Source organism: Mycolicibacter heraklionensis (genome assembly GCF_019645815.1).
GTDB lineage: Bacteria > Actinomycetota > Actinomycetes > Mycobacteriales > Mycobacteriaceae > Mycobacterium > Mycobacterium heraklionense.
Genome location: NZ_CP080997.1, coordinates 4,864,518 through 4,885,232 on the forward strand (window position 1 = coordinate 4,864,518; position 20,715 = coordinate 4,885,232).

The 20,715-nt window shown below is 67.8% G+C and carries 19 protein-coding genes and 1 pseudogene; 11 read left to right on the plus strand and 9 right to left on the minus strand.

Annotation, left to right across the window (positions count from 1 at the left end):
- Position 1: 1 nt before the first annotated feature.
- Positions 2-793 (minus strand): lysophospholipid acyltransferase family protein, encoded by a 792-nt coding sequence (locus K3U94_RS22550; protein ID WP_047319122.1) that lies wholly within the window; start codon positions 791-793, stop codon positions 2-4.
- 83 nt (positions 794-876) lie between these two features.
- Here K3U94_RS22550 and K3U94_RS22555 point away from each other — a divergent pair, with 83 nt between their 5' ends.
- On the plus strand, positions 877-2,451 hold the full coding sequence (locus tag K3U94_RS22555) for an MBL fold metallo-hydrolase (RefSeq protein WP_220695093.1): 1,575 nt from the start codon (positions 877-879) through the stop codon (positions 2,449-2,451).
- Positions 2,448-2,786, plus strand: a complete 339-nt coding sequence (locus K3U94_RS22560) for a hypothetical protein (RefSeq protein WP_220695094.1) — start codon at positions 2,448-2,450, stop codon at positions 2,784-2,786. Before K3U94_RS22555 ends, K3U94_RS22560 begins: the two co-directional genes overlap by 4 nt.
- Positions 2,787-2,804: 18 nt before the next feature.
- On the opposite strand, the gene K3U94_RS22565 is transcribed toward K3U94_RS22560, so the two are convergent.
- Together K3U94_RS22565 and K3U94_RS22570 are read right to left on the minus strand one after the other, a co-directional pair.
- Positions 2,805-4,361: a phytoene desaturase family protein gene (locus K3U94_RS22565; RefSeq protein WP_220695095.1), complete on the minus strand. Its 1,557-nt coding sequence runs from the start codon at positions 4,359-4,361 to the stop codon at positions 2,805-2,807.
- 67 nt (positions 4,362-4,428) lie between these two features.
- On the minus strand, positions 4,429-5,013 hold the full coding sequence (locus K3U94_RS22570) for a TetR/AcrR family transcriptional regulator (protein WP_220695096.1): 585 nt from the start codon (positions 5,011-5,013) through the stop codon (positions 4,429-4,431).
- Positions 5,014-5,102: 89 nt separating this feature from the next.
- Here K3U94_RS22570 and K3U94_RS22575 point away from each other — a divergent pair, with 89 nt between their 5' ends.
- The gene (locus K3U94_RS22575; RefSeq protein ID WP_220695097.1) at positions 5,103-5,576 is read left to right on the plus strand and encodes a DUF2834 domain-containing protein; all 474 of its coding nucleotides are present in this window, start codon (positions 5,103-5,105) and stop codon (positions 5,574-5,576) included.
- 67 nt (positions 5,577-5,643) lie between these two features.
- Positions 5,644-6,204 (plus strand): TetR/AcrR family transcriptional regulator, encoded by a 561-nt coding sequence (locus K3U94_RS22580; RefSeq protein WP_047319128.1) that lies wholly within the window; start codon positions 5,644-5,646, stop codon positions 6,202-6,204.
- 6 nt (positions 6,205-6,210) lie between these two features.
- Here K3U94_RS22580 and K3U94_RS22585 read toward each other — a convergent pair whose 3' ends face one another.
- Both K3U94_RS22585 and K3U94_RS22590 read right to left on the minus strand, forming a co-directional pair.
- Positions 6,211-9,120, minus strand: a complete 2,910-nt coding sequence (locus K3U94_RS22585) for an MMPL/RND family transporter (protein WP_220695098.1) — start codon at positions 9,118-9,120, stop codon at positions 6,211-6,213.
- Positions 9,117-9,518, minus strand: coding sequence for an MmpS family transport accessory protein (locus K3U94_RS22590; protein ID WP_275564536.1), 402 nt, complete (start codon positions 9,516-9,518; stop codon positions 9,117-9,119). The genes K3U94_RS22585 and K3U94_RS22590 overlap by 4 nt, the downstream gene beginning before the upstream one ends.
- Before the next feature lie 189 nt (positions 9,519-9,707).
- On the opposite strand from K3U94_RS22590, the gene K3U94_RS22595 reads away from it, so the two are divergent.
- Both K3U94_RS22595 and K3U94_RS22600 read left to right on the plus strand, forming a co-directional pair.
- Positions 9,708-10,265, plus strand: coding sequence for a TetR/AcrR family transcriptional regulator (locus tag K3U94_RS22595; protein WP_220695099.1), 558 nt, complete (start codon positions 9,708-9,710; stop codon positions 10,263-10,265).
- Between the two features lie 85 nt (positions 10,266-10,350).
- Positions 10,351-11,811 carry an HNH endonuclease signature motif containing protein gene (locus K3U94_RS22600; RefSeq protein WP_220695100.1) on the plus strand — a complete coding sequence of 487 codons (1,461 nt, stop codon included), beginning with the start codon at positions 10,351-10,353 and terminating at the stop codon, positions 11,809-11,811.
- Here the strand turns inward: K3U94_RS22600 and serS are convergent, their stop codons facing one another.
- A complete protein-coding gene (gene serS, locus K3U94_RS22605) occupies positions 11,812-13,068 on the minus strand; it encodes a serine--tRNA ligase (protein ID WP_220695101.1) in 1,257 nt (418 codons plus the stop codon).
- Positions 13,069-13,150: 82 nt separating this feature from the next.
- On the opposite strand from serS, the gene K3U94_RS22610 reads away from it, so the two are divergent.
- From K3U94_RS22610 to K3U94_RS22620, 3 genes are read left to right on the plus strand one after another with little or no spacing between them, the layout of a single operon-like run.
- A complete protein-coding gene (locus K3U94_RS22610) occupies positions 13,151-14,260 on the plus strand; it encodes a septum formation family protein (RefSeq protein ID WP_230987301.1) in 1,110 nt (369 codons plus the stop codon).
- Entirely contained in the window at positions 14,257-14,607 is a 351-nt protein-coding gene (locus tag K3U94_RS22615; RefSeq protein ID WP_047319134.1) for a metallopeptidase family protein, read from the plus strand. The genes K3U94_RS22610 and K3U94_RS22615 overlap by 4 nt, the downstream gene beginning before the upstream one ends.
- A 59-nt stretch (positions 14,608-14,666) precedes the next feature.
- The gene (locus K3U94_RS22620; protein ID WP_047319135.1) at positions 14,667-14,855 is read left to right on the plus strand and encodes a hypothetical protein; all 189 of its coding nucleotides are present in this window, start codon (positions 14,667-14,669) and stop codon (positions 14,853-14,855) included.
- On the opposite strand, the gene K3U94_RS22625 is transcribed toward K3U94_RS22620, so the two are convergent.
- A complete protein-coding gene (locus K3U94_RS22625) occupies positions 14,852-15,541 on the minus strand; it encodes a histidine phosphatase family protein (protein ID WP_220695103.1) in 690 nt (229 codons plus the stop codon). The two genes, K3U94_RS22620 and K3U94_RS22625, sit on opposite strands and share 4 nt — an antisense overlap.
- Before the next feature lie 20 nt (positions 15,542-15,561).
- Positions 15,562-16,404 (minus strand): annotated as a pseudogene (gene pheA, locus K3U94_RS22630) (prephenate dehydratase); the annotation flags it as partial.
- Between the two features lie 177 nt (positions 16,405-16,581).
- On the opposite strand from pheA, the gene K3U94_RS22635 reads away from it, so the two are divergent.
- Together K3U94_RS22635 and K3U94_RS22640 are read left to right on the plus strand one after the other, a co-directional pair.
- Positions 16,582-17,421 (plus strand): DUF2470 domain-containing protein, encoded by an 840-nt coding sequence (locus K3U94_RS22635; RefSeq protein WP_220695105.1) that lies wholly within the window; start codon positions 16,582-16,584, stop codon positions 17,419-17,421.
- A 31-nt stretch (positions 17,422-17,452) separates the two neighbouring features.
- Positions 17,453-18,205, plus strand: coding sequence for a CPBP family intramembrane glutamic endopeptidase (locus K3U94_RS22640; protein WP_220695106.1), 753 nt, complete (start codon positions 17,453-17,455; stop codon positions 18,203-18,205).
- Here K3U94_RS22640 and K3U94_RS24250 read toward each other — a convergent pair.
- Complete coding sequence (locus tag K3U94_RS24250; protein ID WP_157864234.1) at positions 18,202-20,460, minus strand: cellulase family glycosylhydrolase; 2,259 nt, start codon at positions 20,458-20,460, stop codon at positions 18,202-18,204. The two genes, K3U94_RS22640 and K3U94_RS24250, sit on opposite strands and share 4 nt — an antisense overlap.
- Positions 20,461-20,715: the final 255 nt, after the last annotated feature.

The following is a 20,715-nucleotide window of genomic DNA, read 5'->3' on the forward strand; positions in this document are numbered from 1 at the left end:
CCTACTCCGCGGTGCCCGTCGGGCTCGGCGGCTGCTTCTGACGGGCTGCCCGCTCCTCGGCCTTGCGTGCCGCTTCGGCGGCGTCGAGCTCAAGCGCCTCGGCGGGGGTGGGGGCGCTTCCGCCCAGGCTCCGCGGCACCCAGAAGGCGCCCGCGGGATGGTCGTCGGGATAGGAGTCCTGCGCCTGCTCGAGCAGGTGCTGCATGCGGGTCTGCAGCAGGGCACGCAATTCCTCGACCGGAAGCGTGGGCGGTATCGGCTCGCCGATCGTCACCGTGACCGGCACTTTGGTCCGGCCCAGCCGCTTTGGGTGGTCCTTGGTCCAGAGCCGCTGGGCGCCCCACACGATGTGCGGGATGATCGGCACCTGGGCCTCGACCGCCATCCGCGCGGCGCCGCTCTTGAATTCCTTGAGCTCGAAGCTGCGGCTGATGGTCGCCTCCGGGTAGACCCCGACCAGTTCCCCGGCCTTCAGGTTGGAGACCGCGGCGGCATAGGACTCCGCGCCCTGGCTGCGATCCACCGCGATGTGCTTGCAGCCGCGCATGATCGGCCCGGTGAACCGGTTGTCGAACGTCTCCTTCTTGGCCATGAAGCGCACCCAGCGCCGTGGTTTCGCGTCGTAGGAGGCCACTCCGGCGAACAGGAAGTCGAAGTAGCCGGTGTGGTTGATCGCGACCACCGCGCCACCGGTGGCGGGAATGTGCTCCCGGCCGGTGACGATGATCTTCAAGCCCTCATAGCGCCACAGCGTTCGCGCAGCGGCAGCGACACCGCCGTACCAAGCCTCCACAGCGCTCAAGCCTAGGCGATGCGGCCGGGCGCGCCGCCGGTAAGCTCGGATGGGAGCTCGTTCAGCGTCGGGAGAAGGTACACGTGCAGGTCACCAGTGTCGGGCACGCCGGCTTCCGGATCGAGACCACCGCGGGCAGCATCCTGTGCGACCCGTGGGTGAATCCGGCCTACTTCGCGTCGTGGTTCCCGTTCCCGGACAATTCGTCGCTGAACTGGGATGCGCTCGGCGACTGCGACTACCTCTACATCTCGCACCTGCACCACGACCATTTCGACCCGCAGCACCTAGCCGACCACGTCAACAAGGACGCGGTGGTGCTGCTGCCCGACTATCCGGTGCCCGACCTGCGCCGGGAGCTCGAAGCGCTGGGCTTTCACCGGTTCTTCGAGACCACCGACTCGGTGCGACACACGGTGCACGGTCCCAAGGGCGATCTGGACGTGATGATCATCGCGCTGCGCGCCCCGGCCGACGGCCCGATCGGCGACTCCGGGCTGGTGGTCTCCGACGGTGTGACGACCCTTTTCAATATGAACGACTCCCGTCCGATCGACCTGGACGTGCTGAAAGCCTTCGATTCGATCGACGTGCACCTGCTGCAGTACTCCGGGGCGATCTGGTACCCGATGGTCTACGACATGCCGGCCCGGGCCAAGGAGGCATTCGGCACCCAGAAACGCCAGCGGCAGATGGACCGCGCCCGCCAGTACGTCGCCCACGTCGGGGCACCGTGGGTGGTGCCGTCCGCGGGTCCGCCGTGCTTTCTGGATTCCGAGCTGCGTTACCTCAACGACGATCACGGCGATCCGGCCAACATCTTCCCCGACGAGATGGTGTTCTTGGACCAGCTACGCCGCAACGGTCACCACGGCGGGTTGCTGATGATTCCAGGAAGCACCGCGAGTTTCACCGGAGCACAGCTGGATTCGCTGACCCACCCGCTGGACGACGCCGATGTCGAGGCCATCTTCACCACCGGCAAGGCGGACTACATCGCCGCTTACGCCGATCGGATGGCGCCGGTGCTGGCCGCCGAGAAGGCATCCTGGGCGCCGGCGGCCGGGCCGGCGATGCTCGAATCGCTACGCGCACTGTTCGAGCCGATCATGGCCCGCAGCAACGAGATCTGCGACGGCATCGGCTATCCGGTCGAGCTGGTGTTGGACGGGCGGGATCACCGCGGGGGAGCGCACACCGAGACGGTGGTGCTGGACTTCCCCAAACGCATGGTGCGCGAGCCGATTCCCGGTGAGAAGTTCCGTTACGGCTTCGGCATTCCGCCCGAGCTGGTGCGGACCGTGCTGCGCGACGGAGAACCGGACTGGGTCAACACCATCTTCTTGTCCACCCGGTTCACCGCGTGGCGGGTCGGCGGTTACAACGAGTACCTCTACACCTTCTTCAAGTGCCTCACCGAGGACCGGATCGTCTACGCCGAAGGCTGGTTCGGCGAGAGCCACGACGACTCGGCCACCATCACACTGGGCGACTGGCAGATTCAGCGTCGCTGCCCCCACATGAAGGCCGACCTGTCCAAGTTCGGAGTGGTCGAGGGCGACACCCTGATCTGCAACCAGCACGGCTGGGAATGGGATCTCAAGACCGGTCGCTGCCTGACCGCCAAGGGCCACGAATTGCGCTGCGAGAAGCTGTGACCGGCGGCTCCTACGACGACGGATTGGTCGTCCTGGACAGCCAGGCGATCACGTTGCGCCGCTACCACTTCCCCTCCGGTACCGCGAAGGTGATCCCGCTGTCGGCAGTCCGCGGCTACCGCGCTGAGCCGCTGGGCATGCTGACCCACCGATTCCGGATCTGGGGCAGCTCGGATCTGCGGCGCTGGCTGCCGCTGGATATCAGCCGGCCGATGCGCTCCACCCTGATCACCCTGGAGCTGCACGGCGACCCGTGGCCGCACCCGGCGTTCACCCCGGCGGACCCGGAGACCTTCCGGGCGTTGCTCGACGAGCTGTTGGCCGCCCAGCGGTAATTGCCGCCCGGTGTGCGCTCAGCGGTCGGCCAAGACTTGATGGGCGGCGTTGTAGCCCGGGATGAACGTGATCCCGGGTCCGCCGTGACAACCCGCGCTGCCCAGATACAGCCCTGCCACCGGTAACGGCTGGCCGAGGAAGCCCCGCGGCCCGGGCCGGTTGGGGCCGATCTGATCCGGGTTGAGCAGGCCGTGGCAGTAGTCGCCGCCGGGCGCACCGAACATAGTGCCCATATGACGCGGGGTGAAGGTGGTGTGCCGGGTGATGCTGCGCTCGAAATTCGGTGCCAGCCTGGTGATCTTGTCGATCACCCGCTGCCCCATCTCGACCTTCATCTCGCCGTAGTTGCCGTCGCCCTCGATGGGGAACCACAGTGCGAATGCCGACGCGGCGTGCTTGCCGGGTGGGGCCAGCTCGGGATCGTGCAGCGACGGGATCTGCAGCACCACGGTCGGGTCGGCCGGAACGATGCCGTGGCGCGCATCCTCCCACTGCTGCTGAACCTCCTCGGGCGTGCAGAAGATCCCGACGGAGGCCTGCATGGCGGGGTCGTTCAGCGCCTCGTACGGCGCGGCGAACTCCGGCGCCTCCTCCAGCGCGAAATGCATCTGTAGATAGCTGCCGCGATGGTCGGTGCGGGCGTAGCGGGCGCGCACGTCGTCTGGGACCGAAGCCGGGTCGAGCAGTCCGGTGACGGTGACGTCGGGGGCGATGGCCGACGCCACCACCGGTGCGCTCACGGTGTCGCCGGATTCCGTACGCACCCCCGAGACCCGGCCGTCGGCCACCACGATCTCGCTCACCGTGGTGCGCAGCCGCAACTCGCCACCGAGCCCGGTGAACGTATCGCGCAGATGCCCGGTGAGCGCGCCGATTCCACCGCGCAGCTTCTTCATCAGCACGGTGTTCTCGTCGGGCACCCCCAGGCCGTAGGCCAGCGCCGCGGCACTGCCGGGGGTGGACGGTCCGCGGTAGAGGGTGTTGACGGCCAGCACGGTGAAGGAGCCACGCAACGCCGCGTGCTTCTCCCGGTCGGGCAGGTAGCGGTCCAGCACGTCGGTGACCGAACCGAACAGCATGTCGTCGATAGCTGACCGTTCGAATTCGTTTGTGGCGCAGGCATACATCTCGTCGAGTGACTTCGGCGGCCGGCCCGCCTCGAAGCGGCCCAACGCCCGGGTGGGGGCCTGACTCCAGCCCAGCAGCCCGGCCATGCCGTTGACCGCCTCGGCGCCGTGCACCTCGCTGAGGTGGGTGAACAGCTTCATCGGGTCGGTGTACTGGATCAGCGGGTCATCACCGACACCACGCATCGCCACCGACATGACCTCGAGGTCGATGCTCTCCAGACCGTCGAGGCCCAGCTCGGCGCTGACCGCGGCCGACGTCGGGAACTGCACCGAGCCGGCGATCTCGAACCGGTAGCCGTCGAACAGTTCCACCGTGGAGGCCATTCCCCCGGCGTAGCGCCCGGCCTCCAGGCACAGCGTGCGTAGTCCGGCGCGCTGCAGGATGAGCGCCGCGGCCAGGCCGTTGTGTCCGGCGCCTATGACAATCGCGTCGTAATCGGTCATCCACGCGCCCCTTCCCGCTTTCCGGGAACGCTGGCACGCGCAGATTGTTTTGTCAATATTGACGTAACTAAAGGTTGCTCAGCGAGTCCAGCGCGGTACGGCACATTCGGGCCAACTCGGCCAGCGAGCGGTCCGCACCCAGCATCCAGACCTCCATCGCCGCGAACACCGCCGCTGCGATACAGCGCGCCGTCACGGCGACTCGCAGCGGGTCAGCGGGTTCGTGCGATGTGGTGGCCCGCAGCCGCTCGGCCACCGCATCGGCGAAATCGGCCTCCACCTGCCGGATGTGGCGAACGATGCGCTCCGGGTCGAGTTCCTCGGCGCGCAGCGCGGCGATACGGGTGACCGCCTCGACGTCGTAGGGGAACGCGAAGATCGCCGCCTGGACTGCCTCGATCATCGGCTCAGCCGGTGGACGGGCGGCCAGGGCGCTGCGGAACCACTGCAGTCCGGCGTCGTAATCGGCGAACAGCAGATCGTGCTTCGAGGTGAAGTGCCGGTAGAAGGTCCGCAGCGACACTCCGGCGTCGGCGGCGATCTGCTCGGCGGAGGTGTCCTCCACACCCTGCGCCAGGAATCGGACCAGCGCGGCCTGGCGCAATGCTTCGCGGGTCCGTTCGCTGCGCGCGGTCTGTGGCGCTCGGGGCATGCCGGTAAACGTACCCCAGTGCCTCAGCTCCACGCGCGCCGAAAATGTCATTATTGACAAAACTTGCGGCGCGTGATGAGACTGGCCGCATGATCTCGCTCATCGTGCATGCAGTGCTGGGCCTGGCGACCATCTGGTGGATCGTGGCATCCAACCGAGCGGTCTTTGCGAAACCCGCTGGGGGCGGCGCGTTCTCACCCCTGGAGGTCGTGTACTACCTGATCGGTATCGCCTCGATTGCGCTGGGCTGGTACTTCAACATTCGCTTCGTCCAGGAATACGCGCACGGCCCCAACCACAATCCGATCTGGGGGCCGGGCAGCTGGACGCAGTACATCCAGCTGATGTTCACCAATCCGGCTGCCGGTTCGGCCAGCCAGGACTACACGATCATCAATGTCGTTCTGCTGCCGCTGTTCACCATCATCGACGGCTACCGGCGTGGGTTGCGGCGCCCGTGGCTGTACTTCGTGTCGAGTCTGTTCACCAGCTGCGCGTTCGCCTACGCCTTCTACTTCGCCACCATCGAGCGCCAGCACCGGCACGCTAAGGCCGCGGCCTAGCAGGGTCGTTGCAGGACCACCTCCAAACGCACCGCGATAGGCTGGCCGCGTCGACAGGAGGAATGTCGTGGCCAAGCCGGTGGCGCCGCGCGGATCCGCGCGCGAGCGAGTGCTGCAGGCGGCGTTGGCCCTGTTCGTGGAGCACAGCGTGGGCGGTACGTCCATGCAGATGATCGCCGACCGGCTGGGTGTGAGTAAGCCGGCCGTCTACTACCAATTCCGGTCCCGGGACGACATCGTCGTTGCGCTGGTGGAGCCGATGTTCGACGACATCGGGCGGGTCATCAAGATCGCCCAGGCCATGCCGTCCCAGCAGGGCAAGCGGGACGTGACGGTCAGCGGCGTCGTCGAGCTCGCCGTCCGATACCGCCGGCTCACATTCCTGTTCTACGACCGTGCCGTAGAGCACGCCGTGCGATCCCGCGAAGATTTCATGGCCGCGGGCCAAGACGTGGCGGCGATCCTGCAGGGGCCCGAGCCGGACGCGACAGCCCGTGTCATCACCACGGCGCTGATGGCGGGAACCTTCACCGCGGCAGCCGATCCGGAGCTCGAAGACATCTCCGACGAAGAGCTGCACGAGCTCCTGCTGGCGACCGCGCGCCGGGTGATGGAACCGCTGACCTGAGGGTCCTCACCAAGTTCCGCGGTGCGCTCCGCCGCCGGAGCCGACGAACTCGTCGCGCGGATTCTGCGGCAGCGGCGCCGGCCACGGTACCGGTTTGGGCCGCTCGCGCGGCACCTGCGGCCACCAGAACCACTTGCCCAGCAGGGTGGCGATCGACGGGGTCATGAAGGAACGGATGATCAGCGTGTCGAGCAGCAGACCCAACCCGATGGTGGTGCCCACCTGGCCGACCACCCGCAGTTCGCTGATCGCCATCGTCATCATGGTGAGGGCGAACACCAGCCCAGCTGCCGTCACCACCGATCCACTGCCGCCCATGGCCCGGATCATGCCGGTGTGCAGTCCGGCGTGGATCTCCTCCCGCAGGCGGGACACCAACAGCAGGTTGTAGTCGGCACCCACCGCCAGCAGGATGATCACCGCCATGGCCAACACCATCCAGTGCACCGGCAGGCCGATGATGTGTTGCCACAGCAGCACCGACATACCGAAGGCCGTGCCGAGCGACACCACCACGGTGCCCACGATCACCAAGGCCGCCACCACCGCGCGAGTGATCACCAGCATGATGATGAAGATCAGGCACAGCGCCGCGACTCCGGCGATCATCAGGTCGTAGTTGGAGCCCTCCTGCATGTCCTTGAACATCGCGGCGGTGCCGCCGACGTAGATCTTGGAGCCCTCCCACGGAGTGGTCTTGATGGCCTCTTTGGCGGCGAGCTTGATCGCGTCGATGTGCTCGATGCCATCGGCGCTCAGCGGGTCTCCCTCGTGGGTGATGACGAACCGCACGCCGTGGCCGTTCGGAGACACGAACATCTTCATGCCGCGCTGGAATTCGGCATTGTCGAAGATCTCCGGCGGCAGGTAGAACGAGTCGTCGTTGCGAGCCTTGTCGAAGGCCTCTCCCATCGCGGCGGGATCTCCCTGGGCCTCCAGCCGCTGCTGGGCCAGGCCATTCTGGGTGGCATAGGTGGACAGCATCATGTCCTTGGCGTTCTTCATCATCTGGATCATCGGCGGCATCAGCGTGAGCATCTGCGGCAGCTGGGCGGCCATGGCGTCCATGTCCGGAACGATCTGCTTGAAGCTGTCGGTCATCGTGTCGACACCGTCCATGGCGTCGAACACCGATCGCAGCGAATAGCAGACCGGGATGTCGAAACAGTGCGGCTCCCAGTAGAAGTAGCTGCGCATCGGCCGGAAGAAGTCGTCGAAGTTGGCGATCTTGTCGCGCAGTTCCTCGATGTCGGAGACCATCAGGTGCATCTTGCCGACCATGCGGCCCATGGTGGCGTTCATCTGTTCCATCAGCTCGATCATCTTCGTCATGGTTTCGATCTGACCCTGCATATCCTCGGCCTGGGCCAGCATCTCCGCGGTGCGGTCGTCGTTGAACTTGCGCGTCATCTCCGAACTCACCGCCTGCATGCCCATCATGTAGCCGAAGGTGGAGTGCTCCATCGGGATGCCCTGTGGCCGGGTGATGGACATGACCCGGGAGATACCGGGAACCGCGGTGACCCGCTTGGCGATTCGCTCGATGATCAGGAAGTCCGCGGAGTTACGGACGTCATGGTCGGTTTCGACCATCAGCATCTCGGGGTTCATCCGCGCCGAGGGGAAATGCCGGTCCGAAGCCAGGAAGCCCTGGTTAGCGGGTAGGTCGGCCGGCATATAGGCGCGGTCGTTGTAACCGGGCTTGTAGCCGGGCAGGGCCAGGATCCCGACCAGGGCAACCGCGGTCGCTCCGATAAGAATGGGTCCCGGCCAACGGCTCACGGCCGCACCGATTTTACGCCAGCCCCGGCCACGATTGGCTCGCTTGGGCTCCAGCAGCGTGCCGAACCGGCTGGCCACCGTGATGACGGCCGCCCCCATCGTCAGCGAGGTGATGACCACGATCGTCATCCCGATCCCCAACGGAATACCCAGCGACCGGAAGTAGGGCAACCGGGTGAAGTGCAGGCACAGCGTGGCGCCCGCGATCGTCATGCCGGAGCCGAGCACCACATGCGCGGTACTGCGAAACATGGTGTAGTAGGCCTGTTCTCGGTCCTCGCCGGCGCTGCGAGCCTCCTGGTATCGGCCGATCAGGAAGATCGCGTAGTCGGTGGCCGCCGCGATCGCCAGGGTCACCAACAGGCTGGTGGCGAACGGTGAGAGCCCGATCAGACCGTTATAGCCCAACAGCGCCACGATGCTGCGGGCCGACATCAGCCCCGTCATCACCATCGACAGCGCCAGCAGCACGGTGGTGATGGACCGATAGACCATCAGCATCATGGTGATGATGACCACGAAGGTCAGCCCCTCGATCATGTGCATACTGCGGGTGCCGGCATTGTTCTGATCGGCCGACAGCGCCGCACCCCCGGTCACGTAAGCCTTGACACCCGGTGGCGCCGTGACACTCTCGACGGCCTGCTGGACCGCCTTGACCGATTCGTTGGCCAGCGCCTCGCCCTGGTTGCCGGCGGTGTAGATCTGCACATAGGCGCACTTGCCGTCGGGACTCTGGGCGCCGGCCGCGGTCAGGCGGTCGCCCCAGAAGTCCTGGATGTGTTCGACGTGGGTGGTGTCGGCCTTGAGTTTGGCGATGATCGCGTCGTAATAGTGGTGGGCATCCGCGCCCAACGACTGCTCGCCTTCGATCACCAGCATGACCGAGCTGTTGGAACTGAACTCTTCGAACAGCTGGCCCTGGCGTTTGATCGCGATCATCGACGGCGCGTCGTCCGGTGTCATCTGCACCGCGGCCGTCTCGGCAACCTTCTCCAGTTGCGGAACGGTCGCGTTTGCCAAGACGATGATTCCGATCCACCCCAGCATGATCGGAATAGCAAGGCGTCGAATCCATTTGGCGATAAATCCGCGCTCGGCGCCGTGGGAGGGGGTGTCGGTCGGTGTGCTCATGCGGATTTCACCAGACAAAAGGTCAGGGCGCTGTAGCCGGTGGCGGTTCGTTCGTCTTTGAGCTCGTTGTCGATGCTGATGCGACAGCCCAGGGTGGAACCCTTGCCCTGCGCGAAGAGATTCGGCGACACCGCGGACAACGTGGTGCTCAGGGTCACCGACCAGGGCAGCGTTGCGGCATCGACGTGCTGCGGCCTGCTGTCGAGGTCAAGATAGCTGATGTCGGCGGTGGCGCCGGGTTCACCGAAGACCTCGTAGGTGACGACCTTCGGGTTGTACGGCTTGGTGTCGTCGACCTTGGTGCTGATGAGGTTGGAATTCTCGCCGCCGAAGTAGGTGCGCAGCCGCAGCACGGTCAGCGTCCCGACCACCACCACGGCAACGATGAGCAACGGCATCCACGCGCGCCTCAGCGGATTCGTCGAGCGACTCGACATCGGCAACACCCCTCCTCCCTGGACCTGCGGTTAAGTACGACGAAAGGCAAAATTATACGATCGATAAAGTAGAATCAAGCGATCGGTCAGTCTTAGCGTGCGGCGTGGCTCACGCCGGTGAACGGTCGGCCCGACAGCAGGAGGCATGCAGTGGCGAAGACGATGGCGCCGCGGGGATTCGCGCGGGACCGAGTGCTGGAGGCCGCGCAAGGACTGTTCGCCGAGCACGGGGTGAGCGGCACGTCGCTGCAGATGATCGCCGACCGGCTAGGGGTCAACAAGTCGGCGGTGTACTACCAGTTCCACTCCAAGGACGACATCGTGGTCGCGGTGTTCCGCCCGGTGTTCTCCGACATCGCCCGGGTGGTCACGATCGCCGAGGCGATCGCCTCCCGCGAGGTCCAGCGTGAGGCGACCATCAGCGGCCTCATCGAACTGGCCGTTCGGCACCGCCGCACCACTGCCCTGCTCCACACCGATCCCGCCGTGGTAGGGGTCGTCGAAGCCATCGGAGAATTCCGGGACGCCTCCCGCCGGTTGCAGACCATTTTGGCGGGACCACAGCCCGACCCGGCCACACTCATCGCGATCGCCGTTCTGGTGCCCGGAATCCTCGGTGCGGCAGCCGATCCCGCGGTTTCGGACATTCCCAACGAGGAACTGCACCGGATGTTGCTGGACTGCTCGCGCCGGCTCTTCGCCGCCTGACGCGGACCTTTTCTCACCAACTCCTTAATTCGAGGCCGCTGCAGCGGCCCGCTTTCTGTCAGTGGCCCGAACTAGTGTTCGAATTATGGGTAGGAGCGCGGTCGCGGATCGAGACACTGTCTTCGGCTGTCTTGAGGCGATCGAGGCCGCGTCTCGGCAGCTGGCGGAGTCTTCCTTCGACGGGCTCGACGCCGAGGAGTTGATGTCCGTGCTGGTGCGCCGCGAGAAGCTGGCCTGGCGGGCACCCGCGATCGATCACCGGATCCTGGCTCGCATGGTCGCTGAGAGCAATTCCGGGTTGCTCGGGGCGTGCTCGCTGACCAAAGCCCTGACCGAACGGCTGCGGATCAGCCGCGCCGACGCCAGGCGCCGGGTCGCGGAAGCCGCCCAGTTGGGGCCGCGCACCGCGATGACCGGGGAACCACTGCAGCCGGTGCTGTCGGCGCTGGCGGCCGCCCAAGCCTCCGGGCAGATCGGTCCCGAGCACGTGGCGATCGCCCGCAAGGCATACGCGAAAATCCCTGCCACGGTCCCGGCCGACAAGCGGGACCAAGTCGACCAGCATCTGGCCGCGCTCGCCGGTGAATACGGACCAGACACTTTCACCCGGTTCGCCGATCACCTCCTGGCCGTGCTCAACCAGGATGAGGAGTTCAGTGATCGGGAACGTCTGGCCCGTCGCGGGCTGCGTCTGGGACGGCAAGGTGCCGACGGCATGAGCACCCTGACCGGCAAGATCACCCCCGAATTACGCGCAACCTTGGAACCCATCCTGGCCAAACTCGCCGCCCCCGGCATGTGCAACCCCGCCGACGAACACCCCTGCGTGCAAGGCACCCCCACCGAAGATCAAATCCGCGCCGATGACCGCCGACCCGACCAACGCAACCACGACGCCCTGCTGGCCGCCAGCCGCGCCCTGCTCGCCACCAAAGACCTTGGCCGACTCAACGGCCTACCGGTCACCGTCATCGTCACCACCACGCTGGCTGAACTCCACGCCGCAGCAGGACATCCCCCACCCGGTACTGCCCCTGTCACCGGCAAAGCCCACACCGCCGGCGACACCCTGCTGCCCATGACCGATGTGCTGCGCATGGCCGAACACGCCTACCACTACCTCGCCATCTTCGACGGCAACGGGCGCGCCCTGTGGCTAGGCCGCACCAAACGCCTCGCATCAGCCGACCAACGCATCGTGCTGCACGCCCGCGACCGCGGCTGCACCCGCCCCGGCTGCACCGTTTCCGGGTATCTGAGCCAGGCGCATCACCTCGAAAACGACTGGGCCGACAACGGCCGCACCGACGTCGACGCCCTCGCCCTGGCCTGCCCACCCGACAACCGCATGGCCACCGAACACAACTGGCTCACCCGACTCGGCCCCACCGGCAGAGTCGAATGGATCCCCCCGCCGGCACTCGAGCATGGCCAACCCCGGGTGAATCCCTATCACTTCATCGAGGACGTCATCGACACGCACCTGCGGCCAGACGCACCACAGAATGACTCCGACCCGCCCGAAGGCTGGGAACTGGCGCGATGACTAACGAGGCTCCAACACGTCTACGCCGACGTAGGGCACCAGCGCCTGCGGCACCCGCACACTGCCGTCGGGCTGCTGGTGGTTCTCCAGAATCGCCACCAGCCACCGGGTCGTGGCCAGGGTGCCATTCAACGTGGCCGCGATCTGCGGCTTGCCGTTCTCGTCCCGGTAGCGGGTCGCCAGCCTGCGGGCCTGGAACGTGGTGCAGTTCGACGTCGACGTCAACTCCCGGTAGGTGCTCTGGGAGGGCACCCATGCCTCACAGTCGAATTTGCGGGCGGCCGAGGACCCGAGATCGCCTGCGGCGACGTCGATCACCCGGTAGGGGACCTCGATACGGGCCAGCATCTCGCGCTGCCAGCCGAGCAGCCGGTCGTGTTCGGCTTCGGCGTCCTCGGGCCGGCAGTAGACGAACCCCTCGACCTTGTCGAACTGGTGCACCCGGATGATGCCGCGGGTGTCCTTGCCGTAGCTGCCGGCCTCCCGGCGGAAGCACGACGACCACCCGGCGTAGCGCAGCGGCCCGCCCGACAGGTCCAGGATCTCGTCGGAGTGGTAGCCGGCCAGCGGCACCTCGGAGGTGCCCACCAGGTAGAGATCGTCGGCCTCGAGCCGATACACCTCGTCGGCGTGCGCACCCAGAAATCCCGTGCCGGACATGACTTCAGGACGAACCAGCGACGGGGTGATCATCGGGGTGAACCCGTTGTCGACGGCCAGTCGCACGGCCAGCTGCAGCAGGCCCAGCTGCAGCAGCGCGCCGCGGCCGGTCAGGAAGTAGAACCGCGAGCCGGAGACCTTGGCGCCGCGCCCCATGTCGATCAGGCCCAGCGCCTCGCCGAGCTCGAGGTGGTCCCGCGGGTTCTCGATCGCCGGCGGCGCGCCGACCACGTCCAGCACCGCAAAGTCGTCCTCGCCGCCCGAGGGCACCCCGTCGATCACCACGTTGGCGATCGCCATGTGCGACGCGGTGAAAGTCGTCTCCGCCTCGTCCCGGGCGGTCTCGGCGGCCTTGACCTGCTCGGCCAGCTCCTTGGCGCGCGCCAGCAGGGCGGGGCGTTCCTCGGGCGATGCCGCCCCGACCGACCGGCTGGCCGTCTTCTGTTCGGCGCGCAGCGAGTCGGCGGCCGCGATCGCGGCGCGGCGTGCGGTGTCGGCGGCCAGCAGGGCGTCCACCTGGGCCGGGTCCTCGCCGCGACCCACCTGGGAGCGGCGGACACGGTCGGGATCTTCACGCAGCAGCTTCAGGTCGATCACGGCAAAACCCTACAACCTGGCCGGCTGCATCACTTTCGCATCATTTGTCACGCGCCTGCGGCTGCCTGTCAGAATGGACCCGATGTCACAGGCAGCCGACCAGGAGAATCCACCCGCAACGCGGGTGTCTTGGCGGCGCACGCTCCCAGCCGCCCCGACGCGCCGCGGCCTGGTGCTGACCGCGCTGGGCGGTCTGCTGATCGCCGGCTTGATCACGGTCGTCCCGGTCCTCGGCGACGGCCCGGGCGGGCTGCTGGGCCATCTGAAGGCCGAGCCGGCGCCGGGGGCGGGCGGCAAAGGCGCCGGGCCGGGGCTGGGCCTCGGCACGGTCAAGGGCAACGAGGCGATCGACCACGCGGTTGCCGGCGACTGCCTGAACTGGCCGGAGAACGACCTGGACGCAGCGACGATCGTCAGCTGCGCCGACGAGCACAAGTTCGAGGTGGCCGGCCCGGTGGACATGAAGATGTTCCCGGGCGCCGAGTACGGGCCCGACGCCCCACCGCCGTCGATGGCCCGCATCGAGCAGATCACCCAGGAACAGTGCGAGTCGTCGGTGCGCCGCTACCTCGGCGCCAAGTTCGACCCGCACAGCAAGTTCGTGGCCAGCATGCTGTGGGCCGGCGAACGCGCCTGGCGCCAGCACGGTGAGCGCCGGATGTTGTGCGGCCTGCAACTGCCGGGCGTGGGCGGGCGGCAGACCGCGTTCGTCGGCAAGGTCGCCGACATCGACCAGTCCAAGGTCTGGCCGCCGGGCACCTGCCTGGGCATCGACCCGGCCACCAACCAGCCCAATGATGTTCCGGTCGACTGCGCCGCGCCGCATACCAAGGAGGTCACCGGCACGGTCAATCTGGCCGAGCGGTTCCCCGACGCGCTGCCGCCCGAGGCCGAGCAGGATGCGTTCATCAAAGAGTCCTGCACCCGGCTCACCGACGCCTACCTGGACCCGGTACAGCTGCGGGACACGACGCTGACGTTGACCTACGCCACCGTCTCCCTGCCCAGCTGGTCGGCGGGCAGCCGCGAGGTGGCCTGCAGCCTCGGCGCCACGCTGGGCAACGGCGGCTGGGCGGCGCTGATCAACAGTGCCCGCGGATCGCTGCTGATCAACGGTCAGCCCCCGGTCCCGCCGCCGTCGATCCCCGCGGAGCGGCTGAACCAACTGCCCGCCGGTAGCCAGCCGCGGTGAGTGTCGCGATGGACCCGCGCCGGTTCGACGATCTCGTCTCCGACGCGCTGGACCTGATCCCGGCCGAGCTGGCCGCCGCCTTCGACAACGTGGTGATCCTGGTCGAGGACCGCAACACCGAGGAGCCCGATCTGCTCGGGCTCTACGAAGGGGTGGCGTTGACCGAGCGTGATTCCAGCTATGCGGGGTCGCTGCCGGACACCATCACCATCTACCGGGATGCGCTGCTGGAGATGTGCGAGTCCGACGACGAGGTCGTCGACGAGGTCAGGATCACCGTGATCCATGAGATCGCCCATCACTTCGGCATCGACGACGACCGGCTGCACGAACTGGGCTGGGGCTGAGCGGCACCTGCCCGGCGTGCCGGAGCGATGTTGTCGGCGCATAGTGCTAGGAACAACCCATGGACAACCACTGCCGAGACTGCCGGGCGGGGCTGGACCACTGTCACGGCACGCTCATCCACCACGTGCAGCAGGCCACGGAGTGCACCGAGGACGGGTGCGCCGGCGAGGTGCTGCCGCACTCGTTCGCCCTGGATTGCGAGGCGGTCGGGTGCCGCTGCGCGGAGGTTTACGCGCTGGCGGTCTAGCCCATCGGGTCGGTGTCGGACCGCAACGCGTCGCCGACCGGGTCCGGGTGCGGTTCGGGATAGAACGGCGGCGTCAACGAGCCCCACTGCACGCAGCTCCAGCGGCCGTCGGTGATCGGCGCCAACACCACGGCGGTGGCGTTCTCCAAATGGTTCTCCAGCACGAAGCTGCCGTCCACGCCCGCCAGCGTCGCTGCCGCCAGGCGGATCGCCGCGCCGTGGCTGACCACGACGATGTCCCCGGTCCAGTCCTCATCGTCGAGGTAACGCATCCGCAGCTCGGTGACCACCGGTAAGTAGCGGTCGAGCACCTGCTCGGCCGACTCGCCGCCGGGCAATGCGACTCCGGGCTCGCCGGAGTGCCAGCGTTGGTAGATCGCGTTGAACTCGGCGATCGCGTCGTCGTCACTGCGGTTCTCCAGCGAACCGGCCTGCACCTCGTGGATGCCTTCGAGTGCGCGGGCGGTCACGCCGAGCCGGCCGCTGATCTCGGCGGCGGTCTGGACTGCGCGGGTGGCCACCGAATGGGCGACCAGCATCGGACGGTGCGTGCCGCCCGCCGCGAATGCCCGGGCCTGGTCCCGGCCCAACGGTGTCAGTTCCGAACCGGGCGGGCGGGTGTCGAGCCGACGGTCGACGTTGCCGTAGGACTGGCCGTGGCGCAGCAGCACCAGCCGCCCGCTCATGACGCCGCCCCGCATCGGCCCGCCGGCCCGATCGGCCAGGAGCCCAGGTAGCGGACGTCGGCGCAGCTGCGGCGCAACGCCCGCAGGGCATCGGCAACCGCGCCGTCGTCGATGTGTCCGACGCAGTCCAGGAAGAACAGATATGTGCCCAGCTCGGTGCGGGTCGGCCGGGACTCGATACGGGTCAGATCGATACCGCGACTTCCGAACTCGGTCAGGGCCGCCGCCAGGGCTCCGGGTGCGTTGTCCAGGCGCAGCACCACCGACGTCCGGTCGGCACCGGTGCGCTGCGGCGGCGGCGCCGGGGCACCCACCAGAACGAAGCGCGTCCGGGCGTTGGGTTCGTCGATGACGCCCTCGGCCAGTGTCACCAACCCGCGTTGCTGGGCAGCCAGCGCGGTGCTCACCCCGGCGTCCACCTCACCGTCGTAGACCTGCTGCGCCGCAGCGGCGTTGGAATTCGCCGGCACGACGCGGGCCTGCGGCAGATGCTGGGCCAGCCAGCGCCGAACCTGGGCGCCGGCCACCGGGTGAGCGGCCACAGTGCGAATGTCGGCTTCGCCGCGGCCCGGCGCGACAACGACCGAGAACGAGACGTCCAAGGCAGTTTCGGCGAATATCTGCAACGGCGACCCGACCGCGAGTCCGTCCAGGGTGGGCGTCACCCCGCCCTCGATCGAGTTCTCGATCGGCACGCACGCGTAGTCGGCGGCACCGGAGCGCACTGCATCAAGAGCGGCCGGCGTGCTCTCGGCCGGCACCGGTTGCGGGTCGGCGCCGGGAACCCGTCCGGCGCCGGTCAACGCGAGCAGCGCCGCTTCGGTGAAGGTCCCCGCCGGGCCGAGATAGCTGATGCGGGTCACCGGACAACCCTATCGGCCGCAGCCCGCCGGCGCGCTCACCGGCGGCGCGACCCTCTCGAACGTGCCGCCACCTTCACGCTCGGCGGAGGTGGCATCGCGATCCGAATTCCACAATTCCTGTTGCGCCCGCCGCGGTCATTATTTAAGTTAGGCTTACCTCACTTCGAAAGGTGATCGATGGCCACGACTACAGCAGCAACCGTCCCGACGTCCGCCGAGCGGATTCGCAGCGCCTGCATCCGGGGCCAAGCACTCTTGGCGATCGCCGACTCCGCCGACACCGCGCCGGTCAACGCACCGGTCTGCCACCTGCTGCGGGACGGGTCCGTCGTGGTTGCGGTCCCCCTCGGGGACCCGGTCGCCCAAGCCGCCGTCGACTCCGGCGTGCAGGCGATGCTCGAGCTGACCGACCATGCTCCGTTGCGGCTGCGCGAACGGGTCCGTGCGCTGGCGTGGATCCGGGGCCTGCTGCGCCCGGTGCCCGACCGCGAGATCGCGATACTGCTCGACCGGATCGCGGCGGTCGACCCGAACCCCGCTCTGCTCCAGGTCGTCTCGCCTCGCTCGGCATCCCACTCCCGCGATATCGGTGCACCGGACAGCAGTGACTCCGACGTCGACTACGCGCTGTTGCGGTTGACGCCCGAGTCGGCGGTGCTGGCCGACGCCACCGGCGCCGAGGCGGTCGACGTGCATGAGCTGCTGGCAGCGCGCCCCGACCCGTTCTGCGCGATCGAGGCACATTGGCTGCAGCACCTGGACTCGGCACACCCCGACATGGTGGCCCGGCTCGCCGCCGCCAAACTGCCGCCGCAGCTGCGGCGCGGACAGGCCCGCCCGCTGGCGGTAGACCGCTACGGCATGTGGCTGCGGGTGGAGGCCCCCGAGGGAGACCGCGACGTCCGGCTGAGCTTCCCGCGGCCGGTCGAGGATGTGCTCAGCCTGAACCGGGCGGTGCGCGCACTGATGGGCTGCCCGTTTCTCAACGGCCTGCAGGCCCGACGCCAGGAGCAGTAGTCGCCAGGAGTCCAGCGGCTACCGTGGCTGGGTGACCGAGCCGGCGACCCCCCGACGCGCGCTGCGCCTGGAGATCGTCCTGGTACTGGCGGTCACCTACGGGCTCAGCGCCCTCACCGCGATCCTGCAGCTCACCGACGCGGTGCTGCGTGACCTCAGCTCCCAGCGGATTCCCCTGAACCCGCGCCGGTCCTATTTCGACCTGATCGATCTCGGTCTCAACGCCGCCTGGGCCGTGCAACTGATCGCCTGGGGTGCGCTGGCGCTGTACCTGCTGTGGCGCAGCGGATTCACGCCCGCCCGCATCGGGCTGAACGGGTGGCCCCGCCGCACCGATCTGGCCGGCGCACTCGGCCTGGCCGCCCTGATCGGCTTGCCCGGGCTGGGCCTGTACCTGCTGGCACGGACCCTGGGCCTCAACGCCGACGTCGTTCCCGCGGCGATCAACGACACCTGGTGGCGTGCGCCGATGCTGGTCGTGATCGCATTCGCCAACGCGTTCGCCGAGGAAGTGATCGTGGTCGGCTACCTGCTGACCCGGCTACGGCAGCTGCGGGTTTCGCCGCGGGTGGCGCTGGCCTGTTCAGCACTGTTGCGCGGCGCCTACCACCTCTATCAGGGGTTCGGCGCCGGGCTGGGCAACATCGCCATGGGGCTGGTGTTCGGCTACACCTGGCAGCGCACCGGACGGCTGTGGCCGCTGGTCCTGGCGCACGCACTGATCGACACTGTGGCGTTCGTCGGGTACGCGCTGTTCGCCGACAAGCTGGGATGGCTGCGCTAGGCGCTCGGCTGACTCGGGTTCACCGTAACGCTGATGGTGCCGGCGCCGGCGTTGGACTCGATCACCAGCACCGAGGCGTTGGCCGCCGAGACGACGTGGCCGCCGGTGACACTGACCTGGTAGCCGTTCGGGAACTGGATCTCCGGGATGGAGATCTTGGTCTCCGAACCGGCGCCGAAGCTGCCCGAGCCGTCGGCCATCGCCGTGGAGTAGCTGAATGAGAAGACTCCGTTAGAGAACGACCACGCGTTCGGGACTCCGGCGATCACCTGCGGGTACGGCTGGGCCAGCGCCGCCACGATGGGCTCGTCGACGTTGTCGCCAGTCGGCGGCAGGTTGGTGTCGTGCACCAGCGAGCCCGCCTCGTTGGTGTAGCCCCAGTACAGCCAACCGAACATGTGCGGGTTGATCGAGTTCAGCTGGCTGACGATGGTGGGGACGTTGTGGGTGGCACCGAACTCGGTGACCACCGCGGGAACGTCGTAGCGGTCGATGTAGCGCTGAGCGCCTTCCATCATCATCCCGTCCCACAGCGAGCATCCGGTGGCGGTGCCACCGCCCAGGGCGTCGAAGATGCAGTAGTCGTGGAATGCGAACACGGTGTTGTCGTCGTCGACCGGGCCCAGGTTGGTGCCCGCGGTCGCGTTGCCGAACAGCACATTCGGCTCGTAGTACACCGTGGTGGTCGAGTCGACCGACCGGATCGCCGAGGTCACCTGGTCGTAGAACGGCGTCAGCGTCTCGCGGTCGAAGGAGGGGAAGCCGAGGAAGCTGGTCAGCCACGGCGAGCCGGGCCACGGCTCGTTCATGATCTCGTAGCCGGCCACGCCGGGGGTGCCGCCCAGGTAGTCGGCGACGGTCTGCCACATCCGGGCGTAGGAGTTCTGCAGCCCGATGTCGTCCACCTTCTGGTTGGTCCAGAACGCATCCCAGGCCTGGTTCTGCGCGGGGTTGAGGGCGTAGGCGAACGGGAACGCGAAGCTGGTGTCGTTGTCGCTCGGGTTGAACAGGGTGGCCCAGTCCGGGGCGCCGTGGCCACCGATCTGCTCGTTGTAGAGGTCCTGGTGCATGTCGATGACGCTGACGATGCCGTGCGCCTTGAGAGTCTCGATGGTGTCCTTGACCGACTCCAGGTAAGCGAAGTCGTACACCCCGGGCTGCGGCTCGATCTCCGACCAGTAGACCCCCAGCCGCACCGCGGTGAAGCCGTTGGCGGCCAGGAATGCGGCGTCGTCGTCGCCGAAGCCGTCGCCGCCGGGTGTGAGCGGAGGCGACTTGTACACCTGGTTGACGCCCTGCAGGATGACCACCCGGCCGTCGATGTCGACGATCCAATTGCCGGCGGTGCCGAGTTCTGCCGCAGCCCTTGCCGGGGCGCCCTCCAGCGTGCCGAAGTGGCCCACCGCGCCGTGGGTGCCCATCGAGCCGGCGAGGCCGCCGGCCCCGCCCAGGGCCGGCAGGTCGCCCTGACTTTGGTAGACGCCGTTGCCGGCATCTCCGCCGTCACCGCCGCTGCCGAACCACATCGAGCCGTTGCCGCCGTCACCGCCGTTGCCGCCGAGGTGACTGCCGTCGCCACCGTCGCCCCCGGCACCGCCGATGCCCAGCATCCACCCGATCCCGGCGCCGCCGGCGCCACCGATGCCACCGTTCACGCCGTCGCCGCCGGCACCGCCGGCGCCGCCCACACCCATGTACCAACCGCCGGCCCCGCCGACACCACCGGCACCGCCCTCGCCGCCGTCGCCACCGGCGCCGCCGTTGCCGAAGAACCCGGCCGCGCCCCCGGCACCGCCGACGCCGTTGACCTCGGTGTTGTCCCAGCCGGCCCCGCCATCACCGAACAACCAGCCGCCCGCGCCACCAGCGGCCGACTCCGCCGTACCGGCCGCGCCGTCGCCGAGCATCAGGCCCAGCCCCAGCGCCTCGCTGACCTGGTTGGCCCCGTCGACGATCGGTGCCGTCCAGGAGCTGTTGACCAGCCAATCGATACCGGTGTACAGCGGGGTGTAGACCCAGTTGTTCATCAACGTCGTCGGGTCCGGGAGGACGAAGCCCGGCGACGCCACCGCTGCCCCAGCCAGCACGTCATCCCAGTGGGCCGGGTCGAAAAACGCGTTCCATGCCGCCGGACTGAACACCGCATCCCAGTCCAGCCCGCCCGTAGTCGCATCCGCAAACGGCGCCAGCGCCAGGTCGAACACGTCGTCGAAGCCCTCGGCCGACGCCACCGGCGCCGGGGCCAACGGGGTCATGCTGAGAGCCAGAAACGCCCCCACTGCCGTACCCAGCCCGACAACCCGACGGTTCCGCTTCGTGCTGCACTGACGAGTCATCTGCGGGTAGACCTCTCTTCATGATCGCGGCGGCGACTGACGTGGCCAAGATAACGATTTGTTCGGAAGATTACTAACAAGACCTGAGAAAAATGCGGCGGGATCGCGGTGACCTGCGGCTGTTCGGCGGCCACCAACCGGTTGCGCCGGCGACGGAGATCGCCCGGTCGCTGC